Below are 24,572 nucleotides of genomic sequence, written 5' to 3'. Positions count from 1 at the left end.
ACAGTTGCAAAGCATTGCATTGCAACCGTCTAAACGATGCTTACCGCAATCAACTCATTGGGCACGCATTGCGCGCACCCAACTGAAAGGCATCAGGCCTTGTTGATTGGGGTTTCCGGGTACCAAACGTCGAGCAATGGGCTAACATTGAAATCAGCCAGTTCATCACGGCCTTTCAACCAAGCTTCAACACTGGCGCGCTGCTCTTCGCTGACCGAGCCGCGCTCGTCAAGGCAAACCAGACCGTAGTCATCGCCGCCAACATAACCAAGGCCATTGCCTTCCATCGCCTGGCTCAGAAACTGATCAAGGAAAGCGTCAATGACTTCATCGGTCAAATCGTCTTTAAAATTCAGGTTCAGCTCAAAACCCAGCTCCTGAAATTCATCTACGCAGAGTTTTTTGCGCAGGCGGCGGGAACGATTAGTAGCCATGAAACAATCCTCAAAAGTGATATCGCCGCGCACTTTAGCAGTTTCAGCATATTTATGCCCGAACTCTGCGCAATATTGAATGATGGGCTTACCTTAAAACGCTACATTGATCTGCAAGGCAGATCACATATTTCGCATAAACCCATGCTTGCTGCATAATGCACCGTGTATGAAACGTACATCGTAGCGGTTTCTCGCACGTTACAAGTCACTCTTCAAGCTACGCCCAGGGGGCGTAAATCATGCTCAAACAACTGCGCCAGTTAGCCATTGTCAGTTTGTTATTACCGCTTTCTTTACCTCTGTACGCCGCCGTCAACTCCAGTGTTCCAACCAAAGTTGAACAGGCACTTAAAGCGAACAAGGTCAGTCCAAAATCACTTTCTTTAGTCACTATTCCGCTCAATGGCCCGGGCAACAGCACCTATTTCAACGCTGATATTTCGGTCAACCCAGCGTCCACAATGAAGTTGATCACCACCTTTGCCGCACTGGAACTGCTCGGTCCCAATTACCAGTGGGCGACCAGTTTTTACACCGACGGCACGCTGAGCAACGGCGTACTCAAGGGCAACTTATATTTCAAAGGCGGCGGCGACCCGAAGATGAACATGGAGAAGCTGTGGCTGCTTCTACGTGACCTACGGGCCAACGGTGTAAAACGCGTTACGGGTGATCTGGTGCTCGACCGAAGCTATTTCATCCAGCCGCAGCTCCCGCCGTTCAATGATGATTCCGGCGACAGATATAAGCCTTATCTGGTTGCGCCTGATGCGCTGCTCATCAACTTCAAGGCACTGCGCTTTATTGCTCACTCCGAAAGCGGCCGGGTACAGATCACCACTGAGCCACCGATTGCGGGTGTGCGTGTTGAAAACCGGGTAACGGCGCTTAAGTCCGGCAAGTGCCCTTCCTGGCGCGACGGCATTCGCTTCACCCCAACGCCAACTGCAACCGGCTTTACAGTAACGGCTGAAGGCAAGCTAGCTGAGGGTTGCACCACCCAGAGCTACATCTCACTGCTCGACCAACCTAACTATGCCGCTGGCACCGTGCGCGCTCTGTGGAAGGAGTTAGGTGGCAGCATTGATGGCAAAGATCGCCAAGCGCCGGTGCCGAGCAAAGCCCGTCTGCTCAGCCGTGCTTATTCACCTGATCTGACTGAAATCATCCGTGACATCAATAAATACAGTAACAACACCATGGCTCGCCAGTTGTTCCTGAGTATTGGTGCCAAGTTCCGCACCAGTGCAGACCCAGACGATGCTAAAGCCGCCCAGCGGGTAATCCGTGCATGGCTCTCACGCAAAGGCATTACGGCCTCACAGTTGGTGATGGAGAATGGTTCTGGACTGTCGCGTGCCGAACGCATCAGCGCCCGCGAGATGTCGAAAATTCTGCAGGCCGCCTGGAACAGCCCTTATTCAGCTGAGTTCATCAGCTCGATGCCATTGGCAGGCAAAGACGGAACCATGCGTAGGCGCCTGCGTAACACGCCGATGGCTGGAGAGGCACATATCAAAACCGGTACGCTAAACAACGTACGCGCGATTGCTGGCTTCAGTCGTGACAATAAAGGCAAAACTTGGGCAGTCGTTGCGATCATCAATGATCCAAAACCCTGGGGTGCATCATCAGTGCTCGACCGAGTACTGTTGGAACTGCAAAAGCAGCCAGCGCGCTAAACAACGCTTAGCCCCGCGACAATAAAAAGGCCACGCTTAGCGTGGCCTTTTACGTGGTTTAGGCAGTCAAGCACTTAGCCGCGGGCGGTGATACGCCAAGCGCGGTGGATTTTGCTGTTGCGGGCAAAGTCCGGGTCCAAGGTCGAGGCCGTGATCTCTTCCACGTTGTAGCGCGCAGACAATGTTTCATCGAGGATGAACTTGCGGAAGTTGTTGGAGAAATACAACACCCCGCCACTGGCCAGGCGCGCCATTGCCAGATCAAGCAAGGCAACGTGGTCACGCTGGATATCAAAGATACCTTCCATACGCTTGGAGTTGGAGAACGTCGGCGGATCAATGAAGATCAGTTCGTATTCGTTACGATCTTCCTCCAGCCAAGCCATGACATCGCCCTGCTCCAGCTTATTCTTGTCAGAGAAGCCGTTGAGTGACAGGTTGCGCCGCGCCCAATCCAGATAGGTCTTCGACAAATCAACGCTGGTGGTGCTGCGTGCACCGCCTTTGGCTGCATGAACAGAAGCCGTGGCGGTGTAGCAATACAGGTTGAGGAAACGCTTGCCAGCCGCCTCACGTTGAATCCGCAGGCGCAGTGGACGGTGATCGAGAAACAAACCGGTATCGAGGTAGTCCGTCAGGTTGACCAAGAGCTTAACGTCGCCCTCGGTAACTTCCATGAACTGACCTTGAGCGCTCTGGCGCTGGTACTGCTTGGTCCCGCTCTGTCGCTCACGCCGCTTGATCACAACTTTGCTCTTGTCGACGTTTAACGCCTGCGGAATCGCCGCCAGCGCATCAAACAGTCGCGCCTGAGCCTTCTCGGGATCGATGGAGCGCGGCGCAGCATATTCCTGCACATGCACCCAGTCAGCATAGAGATCGATAGCCAGCGCGTACTCAGGCATATCTGCGTCATACAACCGATAGCATTGGATGCCTTCTTTACGCGCCCACTTGCTCAATTGCTTGAGATTCTTTTGCAGGCGGTTGGCAAACATCTGCCCGCCTTCGCTCAAACGAGCCTGCTCGACTGGAGCCGGTGCAGGCGTTGCGGATTTGGCCGCAACCACTGGGGTTACCCTGGCCTCCAGCTCACTTTGCTCTCGCTCGCGTTCGCGCTGTTCAGGTGTACGCCGTTCACCGGTAACAAACTGCTCTGGCTGAACCTTGATCAACAGCAACTTGCAGGGCAAGGCACCGTTCCAGAACGCGTATTGCTTGTGACTGCGGATACCCATGCGCTTGCCCAGATCTGGCGCCCCGGTAAATACCGCTGCCTCCCAGCCCATGCAGGCCTGACGCAGACGCTCGCCAAGATTCTGATAGAGATACAACAAGCTGGCTTCGTCACCCAGACGCTCGCCGTACGGCGGGTTACAGATGACCAAACCTTTTTGGTTCTGATCCGGACGCGGTTCGAAGGTGGCAACCTCGCCCTGATAAACCTTGATCCAGTGGCTCAAACCCGCACGATCGATGTTGTTCTTGGCTGGCTGGATCAAACGTGGATCCGCCTCGTAACCACGAATCCACAGCGGCGGCTTGGCCATACCAATGTCCGCACGTTCTTGCGCTTCAGTCTGCAATTTCTTCCAGATCGCTGGCACGTGGCCCAGCCATTGGCTAAAGCCCCACTGTTCGCGAGTCAGGTTTGGAGCCACGTCGGCCGCCATCATGGCCGCTTCGACCAAGAAGGTGCCGACACCACACATTGGGTCAGCCAGCGCACCGCCTTCAGCAGCAATACGCGGCCAGCCAGCGCGGATCAACACCGCTGCTGCAAGGTTTTCCTTAAGTGGTGCGGCACCTTGCTGCAGACGATAACCGCGCTGGTGCAAGCTATGCCCTGACAGATCAAGCGAGAGAATTGCTTCGCCGCGATCAAGACGCAGATGAATCCGTAAATCAGGGTTGAGTTTATCCACCGAAGGACGTGTGCCGTCCTTCTGGCGCAGCTTATCGACGATCGCATCCTTGACCTTCAGCGCGCCGAAGTGGGTGTTATCAATGCCCGAACCATTACCACTGAACTCGACTGCCAGGCTGCCGTTGGGCTCCATGTGCTCGTACCAGTCAACTTCAAGCACGCCTTCATACATGCTTTCGGCATCTTTCACTGGAAACCGCTTAAGCACCAGCAGCACCCGGTTAGCCAACCGAGACCACAGGCACAAGCGATATGCAGTCTCGATTTGAGCAAAACCGCGCACCGCAGAAGTATGTTCACGCACCTCTTCGAGACCAAGTGTGCTGGCCTCTTCAAGGAGTAACCCTTCAAGACCTTTTGGGCACGTAAGGAAGAGTTCGTAACGATCCGACATGAGAATTTCCAGTGGCTAACGCCGTTAGTGGCAGGCAAGCAAATATTGCGCAACCAAAATAAGTGACAAAAAGTCGCAGCGCGACCCTTCGTCTGAATAAATTACAGTTGCAATCGCGATTGGTTCGCGATGGCAAATTACTAGTAAAGCATCAGCAAAGCCCCGTGTGGCCTGAGCTGAATCAATCCGTGAATGGTCTGGTCAAGATGCCTTATGGCCATACCATCAAAACTGTTACGCCCTTATGACAAAACGATCATTCCCATGGCTTCACGCATTGGTTAGAAATCTACCTAGGTTATCTCCGCAACGGTGATAACACAGGAGGCTCGCGACGCCGGCAGCGGACTCCAACGGCAGACCATTTCTGCCTGATCTCACCATGAGATCTACAGGACATAAACAGTCAACAAGTGAGGGCAACACCCTATGAGAAGACTTAAGCGTGATCCTTTAGAAAAAGCCTTTTTACGCGGCTATCAATACGGTATTCATGGTAAATCACGAGAGCTTTGTCCATTCACCCTTGCATCAGTTCGCCAAGCTTGGTTAAACGGCTGGCGAGAGGGCCGCGGAGACAACTGGGACGGTTTAACAGGCACTGCCGGAATCCATCGCCTCAACGAACTTCATGCTGTCGGCTAACACCAGGACATAACCGACTCAACCAAGCACGCCCTAATCGGGCGGCGGGCTAAGCCCAAGGGGCTCCTTTTAAGGAGCCCCCCTTTAATTGGCTCAGACTTTTTTCGGCAACCCAGCAATCGCATCGACCGCTTCGCGAATCAATGCGGGGCCTTTGTAAATAAAGCCTGAGTAAATTTGCACCAAGCTGGCACCGGCCGCGATTTTCTCGGCAGCATGCTTGCCTTCAGTGATGCCACCCACCGCAATAATCGGCAAACGCCCTGCCAACTCACTGGCTAACACCTTAACGATGTGCGTGCTTTGCTCACGTACGGGTGCGCCAGACAATCCGCCAGCCTCATCGGCATGCTCAAGGCCTTTAATACCATCGCGCGAGAGCGTGGTATTAGTTGCGATGACCGCATCCATTCCAGTGTCAATCAGCGCCTTGGCCACTTCCACAGTTTCTTCATCAGTCATGTCTGGAGCGATTTTGATCGCCAGCGGCACACGTTTAGCGTGAACTTGGGCCAGATCTTCCTGACGCTGGCGCAGCGCTTCGAGCAACTGCTTGAGCGAATCACCGAACTGGAGACTGCGCAGACCCGGCGTGTTTGGGGAACTGACATTAACGGTGACATAACTGGCGTGGCGATAAACCTTGTCCAGGCAAAGCAGATAATCATCCACTGCACGCTCAACCGGGGTATCGAAATTCTTGCCGATATTGATACCCAACACACCTTTGTACTTAGCCGCTTGCACACGGGCCAGCAAGTGATCAACGCCATGGTTGTTAAAGCCCATGCGGTTGATGATGCCCTCGGCCTCTGGCAGACGAAACAAACGCGGCTTCGGGTTACCTGGCTGAGGACGCGGCGTCACGGTGCCAATCTCGACAAAGCCAAAACCCAGCTGGGCGAAACCATCAATGGCATCGCCATTTTTATCCAGCCCCGCCGCCAGACCTACAGGATTAGCGAACTGCAGTCCCATGACATTGACCGGCAGGCTCGTTGGCGCCTTGGTCAACAGGCCATTGAGGCCCAAACGGCCACCAGAACCGATCAGATCAATAGACAATTCGTGGGAGGTTTCAGCGGAAAGCTTAAACAGCAGCTCGCGGGCCAAGTTATACATGGGCAGGCTCAGCTCGATTGGTCAGAGTTTGAAAGGCGGTGATTATACAGGCCATACGCACAGCTAGCGACCCAAAAACCTCTAACCGCAGCAGCTCTGCGGGATGCCCATTGAAAGCACGTAGTAGGGCCTGCCGGGTTGGGCGGTCAGCTCAATCGGCGTAAACTAAGCAGCTTGCCGAATTCATTGAACTCGATTTCAAATACGCCATTAACCCCCAAGTGAGTTACGAACGGGCGCAAGTGATGGATCGGTAGGTTAACGCGTCGCCCCTCGCGACTGGTCAGCAGCAGACGACTTGCATCACCTTGGTAATACAACTGAAGCGACTGCCTAGATAGCGCAATATCCAGTAGCAAGCTAGGCATGGAGGCCCCTTTCTGATGGTTTCGACACACACAGAGTTTAACGCACCTGAGCTGCCCGGCGTTTTAGGCTGTAAACCCCGTGCAGCAAGCCTGCGACTCTGCCACACTTGCTCTGGCGCACACAGAGTATGTAACTGGCTATGACCCTGCACGACCCCAACAGCACAATCAGCTCTCGTCTCACAGCCCTCGCTCAGCGATTGGGTCTTATAGGTCGTGGACCACGACAAATCCTTGAGCGCGCCAGTGCCTTGCAACTTCCTTTCAATGATATTCCCAAGCGTGAATACACCATTAGCTGGGAGCAAGGCATCCCTTGGCATTATCTGCTCGACCTGCCGCGAAGCGCCTTATCCGGCCCCGTGCAAGAAGACAAAGCCCATGCACGATCAATGCTCCTCAAAGTGGTTAAAGTTGAGCAGCAAGCGCTAAGTACTTTTGACCTGCGCATGGTTGATGGCCTTGCCAACTGCCCACCCAAACACGCCCTGCTGAACAGCTTCGAACAATTGGCCGCCACTGACTATTGCCGCCAAGCGCGCATTATCAGCTACAAAGACTTCGTCAAAACCATCAGCCTCGCTTTGCCGCGCTTCCTCGCTGGCGAAATCGTAAACCTGCAACAGGCCAGTTGGCAGGGCGACCGGATATTCTGGGCAGGCGACGCCAATGGCGATGCATTTGCCAGTGCTATTGCTTATGCCAGACGACGCGAACTGGAAGTCAGCCTTCCAGCGCACATGACGAGTTATCAGTTGAGCAGCGAAGGTTTGAACGAGCTGAACCAGCACTATCATGCGCTGGCGATGCCCGCTGCGGCGTGGAGCGATGCAGGGTTTATGGCGCTATTGCTCGAAGCGCCCTATTCACGACTCGCATTCAGCGGCCGTTCTGGCGCCACCGAAATACTCCTGTTACCCAAACAGTCCGCTGAAGCCACAGCGCTGGGTGAAGGCTTGCTCATCGCCGGGGCCACTGACGTGGCGGCGCATCTACAGAAGCTTAGCCATCCTCAAAACTGACTGAACCTCTCTGGTTTCAACACCTCTGGTTTCAGCCAATAAAAAACCCGCACTTGGCGGGTTTTTTATTCACATCAGCAATGGCTTAGCTAGTGCTACTGGTTTGCGCCAGGTCCATCAACTCACGATTAGCTACGGCATACATTGCGTAATCGGTTGTGGTCGCGGCACGCAGCTCGGCCAGCATAAACTTCCAACGCTCGACCATACGGCGATGTTCCTCTACCCAGACCTGGACACGCGCCTCGATTTCGGCAGGTGCATTAGTCATTTGCAGTACCGATACGGTGATCGCACGCTGCTGCCAGTCGAGGTCATCACGGAAGGCTTCACGGGCCAGTCCTTGCCAGTTAGTTTCAACTGGCAAACCGTTGATCTGCTGCAAGTACCATGAAAGCTCCAAGCTATCACCAATGGCAAAGTAAGCCTCGGCAACCCGCGCCGGATCTTGCCCGGTCACATCCGAAGCCTCAATGATTGGCAACAGGGTGTAAAGCTGGCTTGTGCCAGCAACAACACGCGCCAATTCCTCTGGTACACCCGCCTCTACATAAGACTGGAAGCGCGCTAACCATTGCTCACGAGCAGGCCCCTCAAGCAGATCGTCCAAGCTCAAGGCCAAGGCCTCTACACGTGGTGCAAAGTGAGCAACATCACGCGCAGCATCTAGATCGTTACGACGGCTACGCAAGAACCAGCGAGTCGCACGACGGCCCAGACGCATCAGCTCGTCCATCATCTGCAATTGCAGCTCTGCCGGAACTTTATGATCAAGCGCTTCGATCTGCTTCCACCAGCGCGGCAGATGGAACACATCACGTACGATCACATAAGCACCCGCCACATTGGCCGAACTCATGCCCGTGGAGTCCTTCAGACGCTGAACGAAGGTGATCCCCATGTGGTTGACCAAGTCGTTGGCAATCTGCGTGCTGACAATTTCACGCTTGAGACGGTGACGACGCATAGACTCGCCAAACTTGTCGGCCAGCAATGCTGGGAAAGCACTCTCCATTTCACGCGCCAGATACTCATCATCCGGCACTTGCGAAAGCAGCAGCGACTCTTTCAAGTCGATCTTGCTGTAAGAGATCAATACCGACAGTTCAGGGCGAGTCAGCCCCAGACCGTTGGCAGTCCGCTCATTGAGTTCGTCATCAGAAGGCAAGAACTCCAGCGCACGATCCAGCTTGCCGGCCGCTTCAAGCACCAGCATCAAGCGCTTGTACTCACCGACGTTTTCACGGGCACGACGAGCAGCCACAGACAGTGCCTGCGTCTGCTTGTAGTTGTTACCCAGCACCAGCGCGCCTACAGCGTCAGTCATTTCTGCTAGCAGCTTGTTACGCTGCTTGCCAGTCATGTCGCCTGCAGTCACGGTTTCGTTGAGCAGAATTTTGATATTCACTTCGTGGTCGGAGCAATCCACACCACCGGCGTTATCAATAAAGTCTGTGTTGCTCGAGCCGCCATGCAGGCCGAACTCGACACGACCCAGTTGGGTCATCCCGAGATTGCCACCCTCGCCCACAACCTTGGCGCGTAGCTCACGGCCGTCAACCCGCAACACGTCATTCGCTTTATCACCGACATCGGCGTGGCTTTCTTTGCTCGACTTAACGTAGGTGCCAATCCCGCCGTTCCAGATCAAGTCAACCGGCGCTTTAAGCAGCGCATTGAGCAACTCGGTTGGTGCCAGCTTGTCTGCGCTGATGTCAAAGCGTTCTTTCATCTCCGGGCTGATGTCGATGCTCTTGGCGCTGCGCATGAAGATGCCGCCGCCCTTAGAAATCAGCGAGGTGTCGTAGTCCGTCCAGCTTGAGCGTGGCAGATCAAACATGCGACGGCGCTCGATAAAGCTTTTTGCTGCATCCGGGTTTGGATCGATAAAGATGTGCAAATGGTTGAATGCCGCCACAACCTGCAACTTATCCGAAAGCAACATCCCGTTGCCGAATACGTCACCGGCCATGTCACCGATACCAATTACCGTTGTTGGATCGGTCTGCACATCAATGCCACGCTCACTAAAGTGACGCTGCACCGAGACCCACGCGCCCTTAGCAGTAATACCCATCCCTTTGTGGTCATAACCTGCAGAGCCGCCCGAGGCAAAGGCATCACCCAGCCAGAAGTCGTACTCGGCAGCAATGCCGTTTGCGATGTCGGAAAAGGTGGCCGTGCCTTTGTCAGCCGCAACCACCAGATATGGATCATCTTCGTCATGACGCACAACATTGAGCGGCGGGACAACTTCACCGTCTTTGAGGTTGTCGGTGATATCGAGCAAACCACTGATAAAGATGCGGTAGCAGGCAATACCCTCGGCCTGAATATCATCGCGCGTTCCATGTAGCGGCAGGCGACGTGGTACGAAACCACCTTTGGCGCCAACCGGCACGATGACCGCATTCTTCACCTGCTGAGCTTTGACCAGACCCAGCACTTCGGTGCGATAGTCTTCCTCGCGGTCGGACCAGCGCAAGCCCCCACGAGCGACTTTGCCGCCGCGCAGATGCACACCTTCAACCCTTGGCGAGTAGACGAACACTTCAAACATTGGCACTGGCTTAGGAATTTCCGGAACAGCCCGTGGATTCAACTTGAAGCTGAAGTAGGACTTGTTCTGACCATTTGCATCTGTCTGGTAGAAGTTGGTGCGCAAGGTTGCCTTGATCAGGTCAAGGTAGCGACGCAGGATGCGGTCTTCGTTAAGCACCGCAACATTGTCCAGCGCGCTGATAATGGCGTGCTCAAGCTTCTGCTGCTTTTCTTCCAGATCATCAGCGGTAAGTTTGCGCGCCAAGTAAAAGCGGGTCTTGAACAAACGCACCAGCTCTTTGGCAATGTCCGCATGATTCACCAGAGTTGCGGCCACATAGCTCAGTGAAAAGCCCAGGCGAATTTGCTTTTGATAACGAGCGTATGCACGCAGCAGCGCTACATCGCGCCACGGCATCGCTGCGGTCAGCACCAAGCGGTTGAACGCATCGTTCTCGGCATTGCCGCTGACGATATTGACGAAAGCGTCTTGCAGCGTGTCGTTGAGTTGCTGAATATCAACGGCGAGGCCTTCGGCATAGGTGAAGGCGAAGTCGTGAATCCAGTATTCCTTACCGTCGCTGCGGAACATCCGATACGGGAACTCACCCAGCACCCGTAGTCCGAGGTTTTCCAGAATCGGCAGCACATCAGACAACGGCAGCGGCGTGTCAGCATGGTAAAGCTTGCAGTGCAGCAGGTTGTCGCCGTGAGCCAATGGCTGATAGAAGCTCATGACCAATGGGCGCTCATCGCTCAGGCTAAGCAGGTGCTGCATATCGACGACAGCCGAATGGGGCGCAAAACGCTCGCGATAACCGGCCGGGAATCCTTTGGGGAACTCAGCCAGCACGTTGGTGCCATGGGCTTCGCCGAGGCTCTCAATCATCAAACTGGCGTAATCGTCTTTCCACGAGCGACAGGCTTGAATCACTTCTTGTTCAAGACGAGCCGGATCAATGGTCGATTTGTTTTTCGGGTCTACCCGCAAAATAAACTGTACACGGGCCAGCACGGACTCAGAGAAGAAGGTCCAGAACTCGCAGTCAGTTGCGTTCAGGCGTTCCATCAATACTTGCTGAATCTTCACCCGGGTTTCAGTCGAGTAGACATCGCGCGGCACATAAGCCAGGCAATAACAGAAACGGCCATAAGGGTCGCGGCGCAAGAATACGCGGATCTTGTTGCGTTCCTGGATCTGCACGATCGACATTGCCGTACAGAACAGCTCATCGACCGGAGTTTGGAACAGATCATCACGCGGCAGCACTTCCAGAACTTGCGCCAGCTCTTTGCCCAGATGAGCCTTGCTGTCGAAGCCCGAACGTTGCTCGATTTCGGTAATTTTGCGGCGGATATAGGGAATTTCCCACACGCTCTCGGAGTACACCGAAGAGGTGTACAACCCCATGAAACGGTACTCTTTAGCCACCTTGCCTTTGCTATCAAGCTCGCGAATAGAGACAAAGTCCGGATAAGCCGGGCGGTGAACACGACTTGGTACGGCGGCTTTGGCAAACGACAGTAACTTAGGCTCGCGCAAGTAGCTTACGGCCTCGTCTTCGATGTGCAGTTCCTGGCTTTTCAGGCCGGTGCGCAGGCCCTTGGACAGCCCCAGCAGAGACTTCTCGTCATACACAATCTGACCGCCACCCGGAACATCGGCAACGGTGAACTCTTCATAGCCGAGAAAGGTGAAGTTATCGTCGAGCAACCAGCTCATGAATACTTTGATTTCTTCAAGCTCTGCCGGCTCGACCTTGAGCTTGGTTTTGCTCAACCAACCCAGCAGCTCTTGCGCTTTGGCTTTCATCGGCAAGAAGTCATTAACGCTGGCACGTACCTCAGCAAATACTTCGTGAAGCGATTTAGCCAGCGCCTGCATTTCTGCGTTATTAGCGCAGCGATCGATCTCCAGGAACATCAACGCTTCTTGGGTAACATCCGAACCGGTCGTGCCTTTTGGCAAGACTTCAAGCAGTTCACCTTTCTTGTTGCGGCGAACGTTGAACACACTGTTCTGCAGGGTATGGATGTTGTAACCGCGACGGTTAAATTCCATGCGCACTGAATCAACCAGGAACGGGATATCAGCATGCAGAATTTCCACGGCAGTGTGGGTCGATTGCCAGCCGTGCTTTTCATAATCAGGGTTGAAGACGCGAACCTGTGGCTCGCTAGGGTCAAAACGTTCAAGCAATCGCCAGGACGACAATGTACAGCCAACCAGGTCAGACAATCGACGCTGGATCAGCTCATCAAGTGCGATAATTCCGAAAAATTGCTCAGCGAACAGGGCCATTTGTGGTAGCCCCTGTTCACCAACGTGCTGAGCCAACGCCGCTTGCAGTTGATGCTGAAAGTCGGCTTTGCTGGCCGCCGTAAAGAACGCCATGGCTTTTATGCTCCGTTTGGCTTGTAAAATGACTAAGGCAGTGTCAGTAAGGTTTAGTGCCCTAACGTAGTAACGTTAGTCTACGAAGTGCCTGTTGCATTACGGTGGCACCCCTTTTATCTGGCGACCGTCGAGACTCGCGGGTCACATTTTCCGGACCAGCTTACCGATGGACCACCGCAAAGCGCTTGCCACGCTGCGACATTTTCTTTCACTAAGCATGCGTACTTTCCCATAGAACGGTTACCAACAGCCTTCTGCGTCCACAATCACCCTGTTTTACATAGACTTCACAAACGGATTGCTATTGTCAGAACCGGAGCGAAGCCTGGCTCAAAGCCTTGTCTCTGTAAGCCTGACGCATGAAAACAGTATTGAAGAGCCTGACGTCGGCATGGCGAATTGTCACTACATGTAAACCTGTGCAACGAGTAAGCCCTTAAATCGCAGCTGGACAGCTAATAGTCGCAAGCGTCAGCTGGCAGTTTTTTCTGCATCCAGGGCTGTTTTTCGCTGCAACCGCCCCCATGTACCAGATAAGCAAAACTTACTTCCGGTTTCGAGTTGAATCGCTCAAAATCAACCGCTGCCGCCAAGCACTCTTATGCGATTATGCGTCGGTTGTTTCGAATTCAGGATGGGTGACACTGCTGGCGACTTTTACCAAATTGTTCTGCCCTCGCACTGACGCGGGCCGATTTGAGCAAGCTGTAACACCTAAATTGGTACAGGATTGGTATTTTGGAAAACACAGAAACCCCGAAAGGCCCGAATCACCGAGCTGCGTTGAATGAACTGCGGCAGTTTCTTTCCAGCCAGATCCTTGGCCAGGAAAAACTCGTCGAGCGGCTGCTAATTGCCCTCCTCGCCGATGGCCACATGCTGGTTGAAGGCGCGCCCGGTCTGGCCAAGACCAAAGCGATCAAAGAGCTTGCCGAAGGCATCGAAGCGCAATTCCACCGCATACAATTCACCCCAGATCTCCTTCCTGCCGACATCACCGGCACCGAAATTTATCGCCCGGAAACCGGTAGCTTTGTCTTCCAGCAGGGACCGATCTTCCACAATCTGGTACTGGCAGACGAAATTAACCGGGCGCCAGCCAAAGTTCAGTCAGCCTTGCTTGAGGCGATGGCTGAGCGTCAGGTCAGCGTTGGTCGCAGCACCTATGATTTATCACCGCTGTTCTTGGTGATGGCCACACAGAACCCGATTGAGCAGGAAGGCACTTATCCACTGCCCGAAGCCCAGCTTGACCGGTTTCTGATGCACGTAAAGATTGGTTTCCCGGATGCCGCTGTTGAGCGCAAGATTCTCCAGCAAGCCCGTGGCGAAGCACTCAACGGCGAGGCCAAACCTGAACATCGCGTGAGCCAGCAAGCTATTTTTGCCGCCCGCACTGAGATTCTCGGCCTGTACATGGCCGAAGCTGTTGAGGAATACCTGGTGCAGTTGGTTATGGCCTCACGCACGCCCGCCAAATTCGACGCGGAGCTGGCTGAGTGGATCGCCTACGGCGCCAGTCCGCGCGGCACCATTTCACTCGATCGTTGCGCCCGTGCCCATGCATGGCTTGCTGGCCGTGACTTTGTCAGCCCGGAGGATGTACAGGCAGTGCTGTTCGACGTGCTGCGCCATCGCATCATCCTGTCGTTTGAGGCCGAGGCCAGCGGTATTGATCAGGATCGCGTCATCCAGCGTATTCTCGACGTAGTGGCAGTCGCCTGACGATATGCACGAACTCCCGAGCCAGCCCGGCATTCGCGTTAATCTCGCCGAACTGATCGAGATGCGTCATCGCGTGCGAGAAATCCAGTTGTTCTCCTCGGCATCCCGACGAAGCCCGCTCATTGGCTTGCATCACTCAAAACTGCGCGGGCGCGGTGTGGATTTCGACCAGGTGCGGGTTTACCAGCCGGGCGATGATGTACGCACAATTGACTGGCGAGTAACAGCGCGCACTCAGGAACCACACACCAAGCTATTCCATGAAGAACGTGAACGACCGATTTACATTCTGGTCGAGCAGAGCCAGCGTCTGTTTTTCAGCTCCAGGCTGATCTTCAAATCGGTGCTGGCCGCACAAGTTGCCAGTTTGATTGGCTGGGCGGCGCTGGATCATAACGACCGGGTTGGCGGCTTGGTATTTGGTAACAACGAGCACCACGAAATCAAACCACGACGCAGCAAACAAAGCCTGCTGCAATTACTTAGCCGACTGGCCCGCGCAAACCAGGCCCTGCCCGGTGACATACAAAGCAACCGCGACTCCTTTGGCCTGGCCTTGCGCCGCGCGCGTGAAGTGCTGCGCCCGGGCAGTTTGGTTGCGGTGATCTGCGATGAACGTACATTAAACGACGCCAGCGAGCAGCAGCTTAGCCTCCTCGCCCGCCACTCCGAAATTCTGCTGCTACCCATTTCAGATCCACTTGACCAACAATTGCCTGATGTCGGTCGGCTGCGCTTCGCCCAGCACGGCGCACAACTGGAGCTGGACAGCCACAACAACGAACTGCGTAAAGCCTACCAAGCGCAAAGTGAATCGCGGGCAGCACGCTGGCAGCGGCTCTCACAAAAGTTGGGCGTACCTTTGCTGCCACTCAACACCGAACGCGAGATGCTTGACCAGCTACGTGACCATCTGAACGGCCAACGCAGCAGGAAGCAGCCATGAACCCGCTTGACCAACTCGAACCTTTGATAGCCCCCCCAGCAATCAGCTGGTGGCCACCCGCACCGGGCTGGTGGTTGCTGCTACTGGTCTTGTTGACGGCAGTGGTTTGGAGCATACGTGCGTATAAACGCCGCCCCCGCAAGCTCAAAAAGGTCGACACTGATCCCTCATTGGACCCGGTCCGGCTCGCTGCGTTGGCTGAACTCAATCAGCTACAGAAGCCCTATTACGACGTGGCAGCCGGGCCTTGGCTGCAAGAATTAAACGCATTGCTCAAACGCCTGTGTCGCCATCGTTACCCAGACAGCAACAGCCATGTTCTAAATGGTCGCGCCTGGCTGGCATTTCTCGACAATCGCTGTCCTGCAGCGGGGCTAACGCGCTGGATGGTTTTAGTCGAGGGCAACTACAAGCCAAATTGCATGCTCGACGATAAAGCTATTGACGGTCTCACCAGCGCTGTTGAGACCTGGATTCGTAAACATGTTTGAGTTCACCTGGGCCTGGATTTTCTTGCTGGCACCGTTGCCGTGGCTGCTACGGGCAGTATTACCGGTTGCTGACAGCGGCGAAGCAGCGCTGAACGTCAGCTATCTAAGCGAACTTGAAGGCCTTAGCGGTCGCAAGGCTCGGGCCAATTTGTCCAAATGGCGTCAGCAAGCACCCTTTGCCCTGCTATGGATTTGCCTGCTCTGCGCTGCCGCGCGCCCCGAATGGGTTGGTGAACCACTGCCATTGCCCGCCAGTGGGCGCGATCTGCTGGTTGCTGTGGATATTTCCGGTTCGATGGAATACGCCGACATGCAGATGGACGGCAATGACGTTAGCCGCCTGACACTGGTCAAACATTTAATGGGCGAGTTTATTGACGGCCGGGTTGGCGACCGCGTGGGTTTGATCCTGTTCGGCACCCAAGCTTATCTGCAGGCCCCGCTTACCTTTGACCGGCACACCGTTCACACATGGCTCGATGAAGCAGTGATCGGCATTGCCGGTAAAAATACCGCCATCGGTGATGCCATTGGTCTTGCAGTGAAGCGCCTACGCGATCGCCCAGCAACCAGCCGTGTATTGGTTCTAGTCACCGATGGTGCCAATACCGGCGGTGAGATTGAGCCGGTGCAGGCAGCGCGACTGGCAGCTGAGGCAGGCGTAACCATCTACACCATCGGTATTGGTGCGGACCCGCAACAAAGTGGAATCATGGGCATGTTCGGCTTAAATCCGGGATTAGACTTGGATGAACCAACCCTGCAAAGCATCGCTGATTTAACAGGCGGCGAGTATTTTCGCGCGCGCGACGCTGACGAATTGCAACGCATCGAAACCACGCTCGACAAACTGGAGCCAGTGGAACAAAAACCAACCTTGGCCCGCCCTGCCAAAGCACTTTATGCCTGGCCACTGGGCGTGGCCATGCTTCTGAGCCTGCTGCTGGTTTTGCGTGAAGTCTGGCAACAAGTTCGCTCGAGCAGTAGCCGCTTGCTACAGCGCGTGCGCCGGGAGCAGCCATGATTGAGTTATTGCAACAGACTTGGCCACACTGGTTGCGCCCCTACTGGTTATTGCTGGCACCGGTGTTAAGTGGCTTGTTATGGCTACTTTGGCGTCGCGAAAAACGCGCCGGTAGCTGGCAACAAATCCTACCACCAGCCTTCCATGCGGCATTGCTCAGTGGCGGCGACGGGCGCCGCAGTAGGCTGCCATGGGTGCTACTCGCTGGTGCATGGCTGCTGGCGATGGTTGCGTTAGTAGGCCCAAGTTGGCAACAGGTTGAACAGAGCAGCTTGAAGCCAGCCGACCCACTGATTGTGATGCTTGAGCTGTCGCCACAGATGCTCGCAGCCGACCTCGCACCTGATCGACTCGAGCATGCCAAACGTAAAATCATTGATCTGCTCGAAGCACGCCGTGATGCGCAGACCGCAATCGTGGTGTATGCCGGCAGCGCACACACCGTAGTGCCGCTGTCAGATGACCTCGCCACCTCGCGCAACCTGCTCGAAGCCCTCAAACCATCAATCATGCCTGAACCGGGCCACCGCGCCGACTTGGCGGTGAGCAAAGCACTCGATCTGCTCAAACAAGGTGGTCAGGGGCATGGTCGACTGCTGCTGATCACCAGTGGCTTGAGCAGTCAAGAACAGGATGGCATTGGTAGCGCCATGCGCGGCTCCGCCAGTCAGTTAAGCATTCTCGCCATTGGTACTTCGCAAGGTGCGCCTATCACTCAGGAAGACGGCAGCTTTCTCAAGAATGCCAATGGCGCAATTTTGATACCACGCCTGGACAACCAAGGTCTCAACCAGTTTGCGCGACAAATCGGCGCCGGTTATCAACTGAGCACCATCAATGATAACGACATTGATCGCCTAGGCTTACTCGATGGCCCGAGCCAGATGCGCGACACCGGCAATCAAACCCGCTTGCAAGCTTGGGCGGATCAAGGTCACTGGCTGCTTTTACCGCTGCTACTGCTTGCCGCTTTTGCCGGTCGGCGTGGCTGGTTAATGTGCCTACCACTTTTACTGCTGTGCGTCCCGCAGCCTAGCTATGCTTTTTCATTCGACGACTTATGGCTGCGCCCAGACCAACAAGGCCAACAGTTGCTGCAACAGAACCAACCGGAAGAGGCGGCAAAGCACTTCACTGACCCGCAGTGGCAAGCCCAAGCGCTGTATCAAGCAGGCAACTACCCCGCCGCTGCCGAGCGTTTTGCTAGCAGTGACAATGCTGCCGCACACTACAACCGTGGCAACGCATTGGCCCGTAGCAATGAGTTAGAAGCCGCAATTGACGCCTACAATCAGGCCCTTGAGTTGCAACCTGGGTTAACGCAAGCACAGAAAAACAAAGCGCTGGTCGAGCAAATGCTCAAGCAAAAACAGCAACAGCCAGAGCAAAATGATCAGCAAGATCAGCGAAACCAAGAGCAGCAGAACCAGAACCAGAACCAGCAGTCTGACTCGGCGGAAAGCTCTAGCCAGCAATCAAACACCCCAGCGCAGCCGGACGCTAAACCGAAGGACGCCGACTCAAAACAACCGTCCGACGCAGAAAAAGCCAAACAACAAGCGGCAGATAAAGCTCAAGCTGAACAGGCCAAACAACAGCAAGACGCCGCGGCCAAGGCTGCAGAACAAACGGCCGACAAAAAGGCTCAAGGCCAGCAGGCTGACGAATCAACCAGCACAATAGACGCCGAGCGCCGCCAAGAGATGGAGCAATGGTTGCGGCAGATACCCGATGATCCGGGTGAATTACTGCGCCGCAAATTTTGGTACGAACGGCAACAGCGTCAGGAAACTAAACGATGAACCGCCTGTTTTGCATTTTTCTCCTCTGCTTGCTGGCATTCACTGCCCATGCTGAGAACTTTACTGCCAGCGTAGATCGTACCCAGATCGACAGCGGAGAAATGGTTGAACTGACGCTGGAGTCAGATGAAACCACCTTGTTTGGCAAGCCTGACTTGAGCCCGCTAAATGAGTTGTTTGATGTATATGGCACGCGTCAGGTCAATCGCCTGACTAGCGTGGATGGCGCATCACACGCCACCACTCGCTGGATTGTGACCATTTCTCCCAAGCACAGTGGCTACGTGGTTATCCCGCCAATCACCCTGGCCGATAAAACCACTGAGCCGATCACGCTGCACGTACAAGAGGCCTCGGCGAACGACCAAAAGGGTAAAATGGCCCCGGTGTTCATTGACGCAAGTATCGATAAAGAAAGTGTCTACGTACAGGCTCAGACGATTCTCACCCTGCGTATCTATCACTCTGTTTCGCTTTACGATGACAGCAGCCTGACGCCGCTTGAAATAGCCGATGCACGGGTGGAATCGCTGGGTAAACCGCGTACATACGAGAAACAGATTAATGGTGTACGCCACGGTGTAATTGAACTGCGTTACGCAATTTTCCCGCAAAAAAGCGGCACTTTGGACATCCCTGCACAAACCTTTACCGCCACCACTGTTGGCCGTGCAAGCGCAAACGAATTCAACCCGTTTGGGCCACGTCCAGGCAAAGTCGCACGGGTTAAGTCATCGGTTATTACGCTAACAGTCAAACCCAAACCGGCCAGCTACCCAAGTGACGCGCCTTGGTTACCCGCCAGCGCACTGAGTCTGGCCGAGTCCTGGTCACCTGAGCCAACAAACGCAAAAGTCGGTGATTCACTGACGCGCACCTTGCTGCTTAAAGCCGAAGGGTTATCCAGCGCACAACTACCTGCGCTACCACAAACCCAGGCCACAGATCTGAAGCGTTACCCTGACCAACCCCAGCTGAGCAATGAAACCAGCGAACGCGGAGTCATAGGCAGTCGCGAAGAGCGCGAAGCCTTAGTTGCCAAACAATCGGGCAAAGTTGAACTGGCGCCGGTTGAAGTGGTGTGGTGGAACACCGACAAAGACCAACTTGAGCGCACCGCAGTACCAGCACGCACGTTTGAGATTGCGGTTAATAGCGAGATCAGTAATGACCCCGCCCCAGTGACCGCACTGCCCGCCACGGCTCAAACCGGACAGGCTGTTTGGCCATGGCAGCTGGCTTGCTTTTTATTGAGCCTAAGCACAGTGATTAGCCTGGCTTTGTGGTGGTATGCGCGCCGTCAACCGGCAATCACTCGCATAGCCGCAACGGGGCCAAGCCCGCGTACACTGTTGGATGACATCAAGCGTGCCTGCCTCGCTAACGACGCCCAAACAAGCCGAGCGGCGCTCGATGCCTGGGCGCGCCAGCAGCCGGAAACGCTGGCTGACATGGCGGCACGTTACGAGCCGCTTTCTGCTGAGCTGCACAACCTTAATGGCGTGTTGTATAGCGAGACAGACCAGCAGTGGCAAGGTGAAGCTTTGTGGCAGGCGGTGCGTTCCTTACCAGCACTCGCGCCGAGCGAGGCGGCAACCAGCGCCGAAAACAATGCCTTGCCTGCGCTTTACCCGCGCTAAAACACCCTTCGCCCGAGGCAGGTCTGGAACCTGCCCGTGCAACACGAGTCTATTCGTACAATAGATACCTTGGCCTGCCTGTGCAGTCCAAGCCATGGCATATCAATCATTAGAGGACCGATCCCCATGTTAAAACCTTCCAAGCTGTTGCTGCTGAGCCTGACTCTAGCGGCTGCCCCAGCGTTTGCATTCAACTTAGGTGATGCCGTCAACAGCGTGTCTAGCGTAACCGGAAACTCCCAAGCAACAGGCGAAACAGGACAAATGCTCAAGGCACTGTCCAGCCAACTCGGGGTTACTCAGCCGCAAGCCACAGGCGGTACTGCGGCACTGCTCGGCTTGGCGAAAAACAACCTTGAACCCAGCCAATTCTCAGAATTAACCAAGTCTGTTCCAGGCCTTGAACAACTGACTCAAAACAGCGACTTGCTTGACCAGGCCAGCAAGCTATTGGGCAAAGGTTCAGGCTCAGAGTCGACCAGCATCACCTCGCTGCTGAACAACACCAAGGACATGGGCGATGTCACCAGCGCGTTCAACAACCTGGGCATGAACGCAGAAACCCTGAACAAGTTTGCTCCAACGCTGCTCGAATACATGGGCAAGCAAGGCCTGAGCCAGCCATTGATGTCTTCGCTCACCAGTCTCTGGGGCGTCTAAACCCGCTGCTGTCACCCGCACAAGCAGGCTGACGCAAATCAGCGACAATAAAAAACCGCGACCATTCAGGTCGCGGTTTTTTTGTACCTGCACGCTGCTTATCCAGCAGCGTGCATGAGGTGTATCAGGCGTTAGCCTTGTTACGCAGCTTCTCTGGATTAATCAGGAAGCGAGCCAAGGCCGGTAGCAGCCAGATGGCACCGAACATATTCCACAGGAACATGAAGGTCAGCATCAGGCCCATATCCGCCTGGAACTTGATCGCCGAGAAGATCCAAGTGGCGACACCAATAGCCAGACACACGCCAGTGAAAAGCACGGCTTTACCAGTCGACTTGAGCGTCTCGAAGTAGGCTTCCTGCAACGAGAAACCTTGACGCAGGTAAGTCTCCAATCGACTGTAGATATAGATGCCGTAGTCGACACCAATGCCCACACCCAAGGCGATTACCGGCAAGGTCGCAACTTTGACCCCGATGCCCATATAAGCCATCAGCGCGTTACCCAGCACCGAGGTCAGCACCAGCGGCAGCATTACGCAAAGCGTCGCTGCAATCGAGCGGAAGGTAATCAGACACATCATCCCAACCGCTGCGTAAACAGCCAGCAGCATGGTGGTTTCGGACTGATCAATCACTTCATTGGTCGCAGCTTCGATGCCTGCGTTACCTGCAGCGAGAATAAACTCAAGGCCTTCTTTGTTGTTTTCCTTGATAAAGGTTTCAGCTTCAGCAACCACACGGTTCAGCGTTTCGGCTTTGTGATCATTGAGGAACACCAACAACGGTGCCACCGAGCAGTCTGCGTTATACAGGCCATCGGCACGGGCGATTGAGTTATTCAGCACGTCCTGGTTGCGCGACAGGGTTTCCCATTTAAGGCTGCCCTCGTTCATGCCCTTGATCACCTGACGCGAAACAGTGACCATTGAAATGGCCGACTGCACACCCGGCGTATTCTCCATCGTCCACGACAACTGATCCATCGCCGACAGGGTCTGGTATGTCGAGCAGCCTTCCGCCGCTGTCTTGACCATGATCACCAATACATCGGAGCTGGTTGAGTAATTGCGAATGACGAAGTCGTTATCCAGGTTGTAGCGTGAATCGGGACGCAGTTCAGGCGCACCTTGATCAAGGTCGCCGATTTTCAGGTTTTGGCCGTACCACACACCACCCGCCAACGCGACGATAGCAACCACGATCGAAATAGGCGCAACCACTGGGTGAGCGAAGTTGGAAATCAGGCGCCAGAACGGATGATCACGCACCGCATCTTCACGACTGATCTGCACGGCCTTCTTGCTGATACCGATGTAAGAGATCATCACCGGCAGCAGAATCAGGTTGGTCAGAATAATCACCGCAACACCCATCGATGCACCGATGGCCAGTTCGCGGATAACCCCGATATCGATTAGCAGCAAGGTGACGAAACCGACTGCGTCGGACAACAGTGCCACAAGCCCCGGAATAAACAGCTGACGGAAAGCCATACGCGCAGCCGACAGTGAGTCAGTTGCCTCACCGGACGCAATTGCGATCCCGTTGATCTTCTGCACACCGTGTGAAATACCGATGGCGAACACCAAAAACGGTACCAGCATCGAGTACGGATCAAGACCAAAGCCGAGGGTTTTCAGCAGGCCGAGCTGCCAGATCACCGCGATCAGCGTGGTGCATACAACCGCCAAGGTGCTTTTAAAGCAGCGTGTAAACCACAGCAGCAAGACAAAGGTGATGCCAATCGCCACGGCAAAGAACAACGCAACACCGACCAAGCCATCGATCAAATCGCCGACTTTCTTGGCGAAACCAATAATGTGAATTTTCACATTAGGATTTTGCGCTTCGTACTTTTCGCGAATCTTTTCTTCAAGTTCGTGGGAGAACTTCTGGTAGTCCAGCGGCACCAATTTGCCCTGGTCTTGCGGGTCTGGATACGACTCAAGCAGCGGAACGTCGATGATACTCGACTTGAAGTTGTTACCCACCAAGCGGCCAATCTGGCCTGACTTGAGCACGTTATCGCGCAACTCTTCAAGACTGGCAAGCGAGCCATCGTAGGTTTGCGGAATCACTTCACCGCCACTAAATCCCTGCTCGGTCACTTCGGTCCAGCGTACGCTTGGACTCCACAATGACTTCAGACCAGAACGATCAACCCCGGAGATGTAGAACACCTCATCGTTAATCTGACGCAGAGTCTCCATGTACTCTTTGTTGAAGATGTCGCCATCAACCGCTTCAACCGAGATCCGCACCGTGTTGCCGAGGTTGGCGAGGTCGTTGCGATGCTCAAGCATCTTCTGGATGTAAGGGTGCCCCAGTGGAATCATTTTCTCAAAGCTGGTTTGCGGGCGAACCTGCGCAGCCTGGTAAAACAAAAAAGCACTGATCAGAACGCACAGCACGATAACGGCTGGACGGTTATTAAAAATCAAGCGCTCGAGAAAAGACGCAGGTTTTTGTTGATGCTTACTCATGCAAACTCTCCCGGCTTATTATTGTTGGCCCAGATCGGCGCCTGTTGGCGAAGCGACGTGTATACCGCCTTGCCCGACCAGAATCAGCTTGCCGTTATCCGTAGTTGCAGCACCGCTCAGGGATACCCGATCAGCGCGATTTACTAGACTAAAAGTGCGGCCATCATCAGTACTTTTCAGCACAGTGCCGCCATGCCCAACCACTACAATCGAGCCATCAGCCAGTAACTCGCCGTCAGCCAGACCGAACTCCAGAGGACCGTTATTGGGGGTATTGATCTCGATTTGTTGCCAAGTGGTGCCAAAATCGGTGGAGCGGAACAAGTGACCGCGCAGACCGTAAGCCAACAAGGCTGCTGGTTCTTTAGTTGCCACAGCACCGAACAGCGAACCATCGTAAGGGCTTTCTACGGTTTCCCATGTCTGACCCCAGTCGGCTGAGCGAAACATCACGCCTAGCTCACCCACAACAAACAAGCCCGAGTCTTTCACCGCGACAATTGCGTTGAGGTGATAGCCGTCTTCGTTGTTCATCCGTTCGCTAATATCTTCCCAGTTAGCGCCACCATCGGTTGTCGCGAGCAGAGCACCATAGGCGCCAACCGCAAAACCTGTTTGAACGTCTTTAAACCAGATGTCCAGCAACGGAGCTTCGCGCGACAGATCTTCAAATTGCTTGACCCAAGTCTGACCGCCATCAGTGGTGGCAATGATTTGAGCATCGTGCCCCACTGCCCAGCCGTGCTTGTCATCGACAAAATACACAGCCGTTAGTAACTGGCGAGTAGGCACCTTGGCTTGAGTCCAAGTAGAACCATTGTCATCGGAATAAAGGATATGACCGCGTTCGCCGACACTAACTAAGCGTTTACCGGCTGCGGTGATATCAATCAACAGCGAGCTTTGTGCTTGAGTTGATTCGATTGAAGAGAGGCTGGCCGGCTCAACGGCCTGAACAGTCAGTGGCGCAATAGATAACGCGAGTACCGACAGCAGACTGCACAGCGAGAGCGCTTTACCCAGCGGCGAATTAATGCGCGACACCGGTGTGCGACTAGACGTCACAAAACCACCGGACATGGTGCGCCGCATGATGGGCTCACTCATAAACCTTCCCCCTTTTATTTTTATAGTTCCTGCAATTTAAGGAACCTCGTAAAACTAAGGCCCTTAGCAGTTTGCCTATGCTACTTAGCTTTTGAAGGCGCTGACAATGAGCATGACGTTATGTTTTGTTAAAGCAAACCCGCGTGATTGACGCTC

The 24,572-nt window shown here is 54.5% G+C and carries 17 protein-coding genes; 10 read left to right on the top strand and 7 right to left on the bottom strand.

Going from position 1 to position 24,572, the window contains the following annotated elements; all coding sequences use genetic code 11:
• Nucleotides 1-92: 92 nt before the first annotated feature.
• Nucleotides 93-434, bottom strand: coding sequence for a YggL family protein (locus tag ACN0UH_RS14150; RefSeq protein ID WP_417662658.1), 342 nt, complete (start codon nt 432-434; stop codon nt 93-95).
• A 242-nt stretch (nt 435-676) separates the two neighbouring features.
• Here ACN0UH_RS14150 and dacB point away from each other — a divergent pair, with 242 nt between their 5' ends.
• Complete coding sequence (gene dacB / locus ACN0UH_RS14145) at nt 677-2,119, top strand: D-alanyl-D-alanine carboxypeptidase/D-alanyl-D-alanine-endopeptidase (protein ID WP_417662657.1); 1,443 nt, start codon at nt 677-679, stop codon at nt 2,117-2,119.
• Nucleotides 2,120-2,193: 74 nt separating this feature from the next.
• On the opposite strand, the gene rlmKL is transcribed toward dacB, so the two are convergent.
• Complete coding sequence (gene rlmKL, locus ACN0UH_RS14140) at nt 2,194-4,440, bottom strand: bifunctional 23S rRNA (guanine(2069)-N(7))-methyltransferase RlmK/23S rRNA (guanine(2445)-N(2))-methyltransferase RlmL (RefSeq protein ID WP_417662656.1); 2,247 nt, start codon at nt 4,438-4,440, stop codon at nt 2,194-2,196.
• A gap of 429 nt (nt 4,441-4,869) precedes the next feature.
• Between rlmKL and rmf the strand changes: the two genes are divergently transcribed.
• Nucleotides 4,870-5,085 (top strand): ribosome modulation factor, encoded by a 216-nt coding sequence (gene rmf, locus ACN0UH_RS14135; RefSeq protein WP_010483083.1) that lies wholly within the window; start codon nt 4,870-4,872, stop codon nt 5,083-5,085.
• A gap of 93 nt (nt 5,086-5,178) precedes the next feature.
• Here rmf and ACN0UH_RS14130 read toward each other — a convergent pair whose 3' ends face one another.
• Both ACN0UH_RS14130 and ACN0UH_RS14125 read right to left on the bottom strand, forming a co-directional pair.
• Nucleotides 5,179-6,207, bottom strand: a complete 1,029-nt coding sequence (locus ACN0UH_RS14130; RefSeq protein ID WP_417662655.1) for a quinone-dependent dihydroorotate dehydrogenase — start codon at nt 6,205-6,207, stop codon at nt 5,179-5,181.
• Nucleotides 6,208-6,353: 146 nt separating this feature from the next.
• Nucleotides 6,354-6,575 (bottom strand): DUF2835 domain-containing protein, encoded by a 222-nt coding sequence (locus ACN0UH_RS14125; protein WP_417662654.1) that lies wholly within the window; start codon nt 6,573-6,575, stop codon nt 6,354-6,356.
• Between the two features lie 140 nt (nt 6,576-6,715).
• Between ACN0UH_RS14125 and ACN0UH_RS14120 the strand changes: the two genes are divergently transcribed.
• Nucleotides 6,716-7,597, top strand: a complete 882-nt coding sequence (locus ACN0UH_RS14120; protein WP_417662653.1) for a DUF6685 family protein — start codon at nt 6,716-6,718, stop codon at nt 7,595-7,597.
• Between the two features lie 85 nt (nt 7,598-7,682).
• Here ACN0UH_RS14120 and ACN0UH_RS14115 read toward each other — a convergent pair whose 3' ends face one another.
• Nucleotides 7,683-12,533 carry an NAD-glutamate dehydrogenase gene (locus ACN0UH_RS14115; protein WP_417662652.1) on the bottom strand — a complete coding sequence of 1,617 codons (4,851 nt, stop codon included), beginning with the start codon at nt 12,531-12,533 and terminating at the stop codon, nt 7,683-7,685.
• 741 nt (nt 12,534-13,274) lie between these two features.
• Between ACN0UH_RS14115 and ACN0UH_RS14110 the strand changes: the two genes are divergently transcribed.
• The 7 genes from ACN0UH_RS14110 (at nt 13,275) to ACN0UH_RS14080 (ending at nt 20,824) form a co-directional block, all read left to right on the top strand.
• Entirely contained in the window at nt 13,275-14,261 is a 987-nt protein-coding gene (locus ACN0UH_RS14110; RefSeq protein ID WP_417662651.1) for an AAA family ATPase, read from the top strand.
• A 4-nt stretch (nt 14,262-14,265) separates the two neighbouring features.
• Nucleotides 14,266-15,207, top strand: coding sequence for a DUF58 domain-containing protein (locus ACN0UH_RS14105; protein ID WP_417662650.1), 942 nt, complete (start codon nt 14,266-14,268; stop codon nt 15,205-15,207).
• Nucleotides 15,204-15,698, top strand: a complete 495-nt coding sequence (locus tag ACN0UH_RS14100; RefSeq protein WP_417662649.1) for a DUF4381 domain-containing protein — start codon at nt 15,204-15,206, stop codon at nt 15,696-15,698. Before ACN0UH_RS14105 ends, ACN0UH_RS14100 begins: the two co-directional genes overlap by 4 nt.
• Nucleotides 15,691-16,722 (top strand): vWA domain-containing protein, encoded by a 1,032-nt coding sequence (locus tag ACN0UH_RS14095; protein ID WP_417662648.1) that lies wholly within the window; start codon nt 15,691-15,693, stop codon nt 16,720-16,722. The genes ACN0UH_RS14100 and ACN0UH_RS14095 overlap by 8 nt, the downstream gene beginning before the upstream one ends.
• Nucleotides 16,719-18,524 (top strand): VWA domain-containing protein, encoded by a 1,806-nt coding sequence (locus ACN0UH_RS14090; protein WP_417662647.1) that lies wholly within the window; start codon nt 16,719-16,721, stop codon nt 18,522-18,524. The genes ACN0UH_RS14095 and ACN0UH_RS14090 overlap by 4 nt, the downstream gene beginning before the upstream one ends.
• A complete protein-coding gene (locus ACN0UH_RS14085; RefSeq protein ID WP_417662646.1) occupies nt 18,521-20,164 on the top strand; it encodes a BatD family protein in 1,644 nt (547 codons plus the stop codon). Before ACN0UH_RS14090 ends, ACN0UH_RS14085 begins: the two co-directional genes overlap by 4 nt.
• Nucleotides 20,165-20,290: 126 nt before the next feature.
• Entirely contained in the window at nt 20,291-20,824 is a 534-nt protein-coding gene (locus ACN0UH_RS14080) for a DUF2780 domain-containing protein (RefSeq protein ID WP_417662645.1), read from the top strand.
• 124 nt (nt 20,825-20,948) lie between these two features.
• Here the strand turns inward: ACN0UH_RS14080 and ACN0UH_RS14075 are convergent, their stop codons facing one another.
• Together ACN0UH_RS14075 and ACN0UH_RS14070 are read right to left on the bottom strand one after the other, a co-directional pair.
• The gene (locus ACN0UH_RS14075) at nt 20,949-23,309 is read right to left on the bottom strand and encodes an efflux RND transporter permease subunit (RefSeq protein WP_417662644.1); all 2,361 of its coding nucleotides are present in this window, start codon (nt 23,307-23,309) and stop codon (nt 20,949-20,951) included.
• 18 nt (nt 23,310-23,327) lie between these two features.
• Nucleotides 23,328-24,416, bottom strand: coding sequence for a WD40/YVTN/BNR-like repeat-containing protein (locus ACN0UH_RS14070; protein ID WP_417662643.1), 1,089 nt, complete (start codon nt 24,414-24,416; stop codon nt 23,328-23,330).
• Nucleotides 24,417-24,572 lie beyond the last annotated feature (156 nt).

Source organism: Pseudomonas sp., assembly GCF_048265905.1.
In the GTDB taxonomy this organism is placed as follows: domain Bacteria; phylum Pseudomonadota; class Gammaproteobacteria; order Pseudomonadales; family Pseudomonadaceae; genus Aquipseudomonas.
The sequence above is the reverse complement of the archived record's forward strand: the minus strand, read 5'-3'. Positions and strand labels throughout refer to the sequence as shown.

What these genes read in the sequence shown, in the direction of transcription:
- ACN0UH_RS14115 (WP_417662652.1), bottom strand. Translation starts at nt 12,533, where the DNA reads ATGGCGTTCTTTACGGCGGCCAGCAAAGCCGACTTTCAGCATCAACTG.
- ACN0UH_RS14150 (WP_417662658.1), bottom strand. Translation starts at nt 434, where the DNA reads ATGGCTACTAATCGTTCCCGCCGCCTGCGCAAAAAACTCTGCGTAGAT.
- rlmKL (WP_417662656.1), bottom strand. Translation starts at nt 4,440, where the DNA reads ATGTCGGATCGTTACGAACTCTTCCTTACGTGCCCAAAAGGTCTTGAA.
- rmf (WP_010483083.1), top strand. Translation starts at nt 4,870, where the DNA reads ATGAGAAGACTTAAGCGTGATCCTTTAGAAAAAGCCTTTTTACGCGGC.
- ACN0UH_RS14085 (WP_417662646.1), top strand. Translation starts at nt 18,521, where the DNA reads ATGAACCGCCTGTTTTGCATTTTTCTCCTCTGCTTGCTGGCATTCACT.
- ACN0UH_RS14075 (WP_417662644.1), bottom strand. Translation starts at nt 23,309, where the DNA reads ATGAGTAAGCATCAACAAAAACCTGCGTCTTTTCTCGAGCGCTTGATT.
- ACN0UH_RS14130 (WP_417662655.1), bottom strand. Translation starts at nt 6,207, where the DNA reads ATGTATAACTTGGCCCGCGAGCTGCTGTTTAAGCTTTCCGCTGAAACC.
- ACN0UH_RS14090 (WP_417662647.1), top strand. Translation starts at nt 16,719, where the DNA reads ATGATTGAGTTATTGCAACAGACTTGGCCACACTGGTTGCGCCCCTAC.
- ACN0UH_RS14125 (WP_417662654.1), bottom strand. Translation starts at nt 6,575, where the DNA reads ATGCCTAGCTTGCTACTGGATATTGCGCTATCTAGGCAGTCGCTTCAG.
- ACN0UH_RS14070 (WP_417662643.1), bottom strand. Translation starts at nt 24,416, where the DNA reads ATGAGTGAGCCCATCATGCGGCGCACCATGTCCGGTGGTTTTGTGACG.
- ACN0UH_RS14080 (WP_417662645.1), top strand. Translation starts at nt 20,291, where the DNA reads ATGTTAAAACCTTCCAAGCTGTTGCTGCTGAGCCTGACTCTAGCGGCT.
- ACN0UH_RS14100 (WP_417662649.1), top strand. Translation starts at nt 15,204, where the DNA reads ATGAACCCGCTTGACCAACTCGAACCTTTGATAGCCCCCCCAGCAATC.
- ACN0UH_RS14095 (WP_417662648.1), top strand. Translation starts at nt 15,691, where the DNA reads ATGTTTGAGTTCACCTGGGCCTGGATTTTCTTGCTGGCACCGTTGCCG.
- dacB (WP_417662657.1), top strand. Translation starts at nt 677, where the DNA reads ATGCTCAAACAACTGCGCCAGTTAGCCATTGTCAGTTTGTTATTACCG.
- ACN0UH_RS14120 (WP_417662653.1), top strand. Translation starts at nt 6,716, where the DNA reads ATGACCCTGCACGACCCCAACAGCACAATCAGCTCTCGTCTCACAGCC.
- ACN0UH_RS14105 (WP_417662650.1), top strand. Translation starts at nt 14,266, where the DNA reads ATGCACGAACTCCCGAGCCAGCCCGGCATTCGCGTTAATCTCGCCGAA.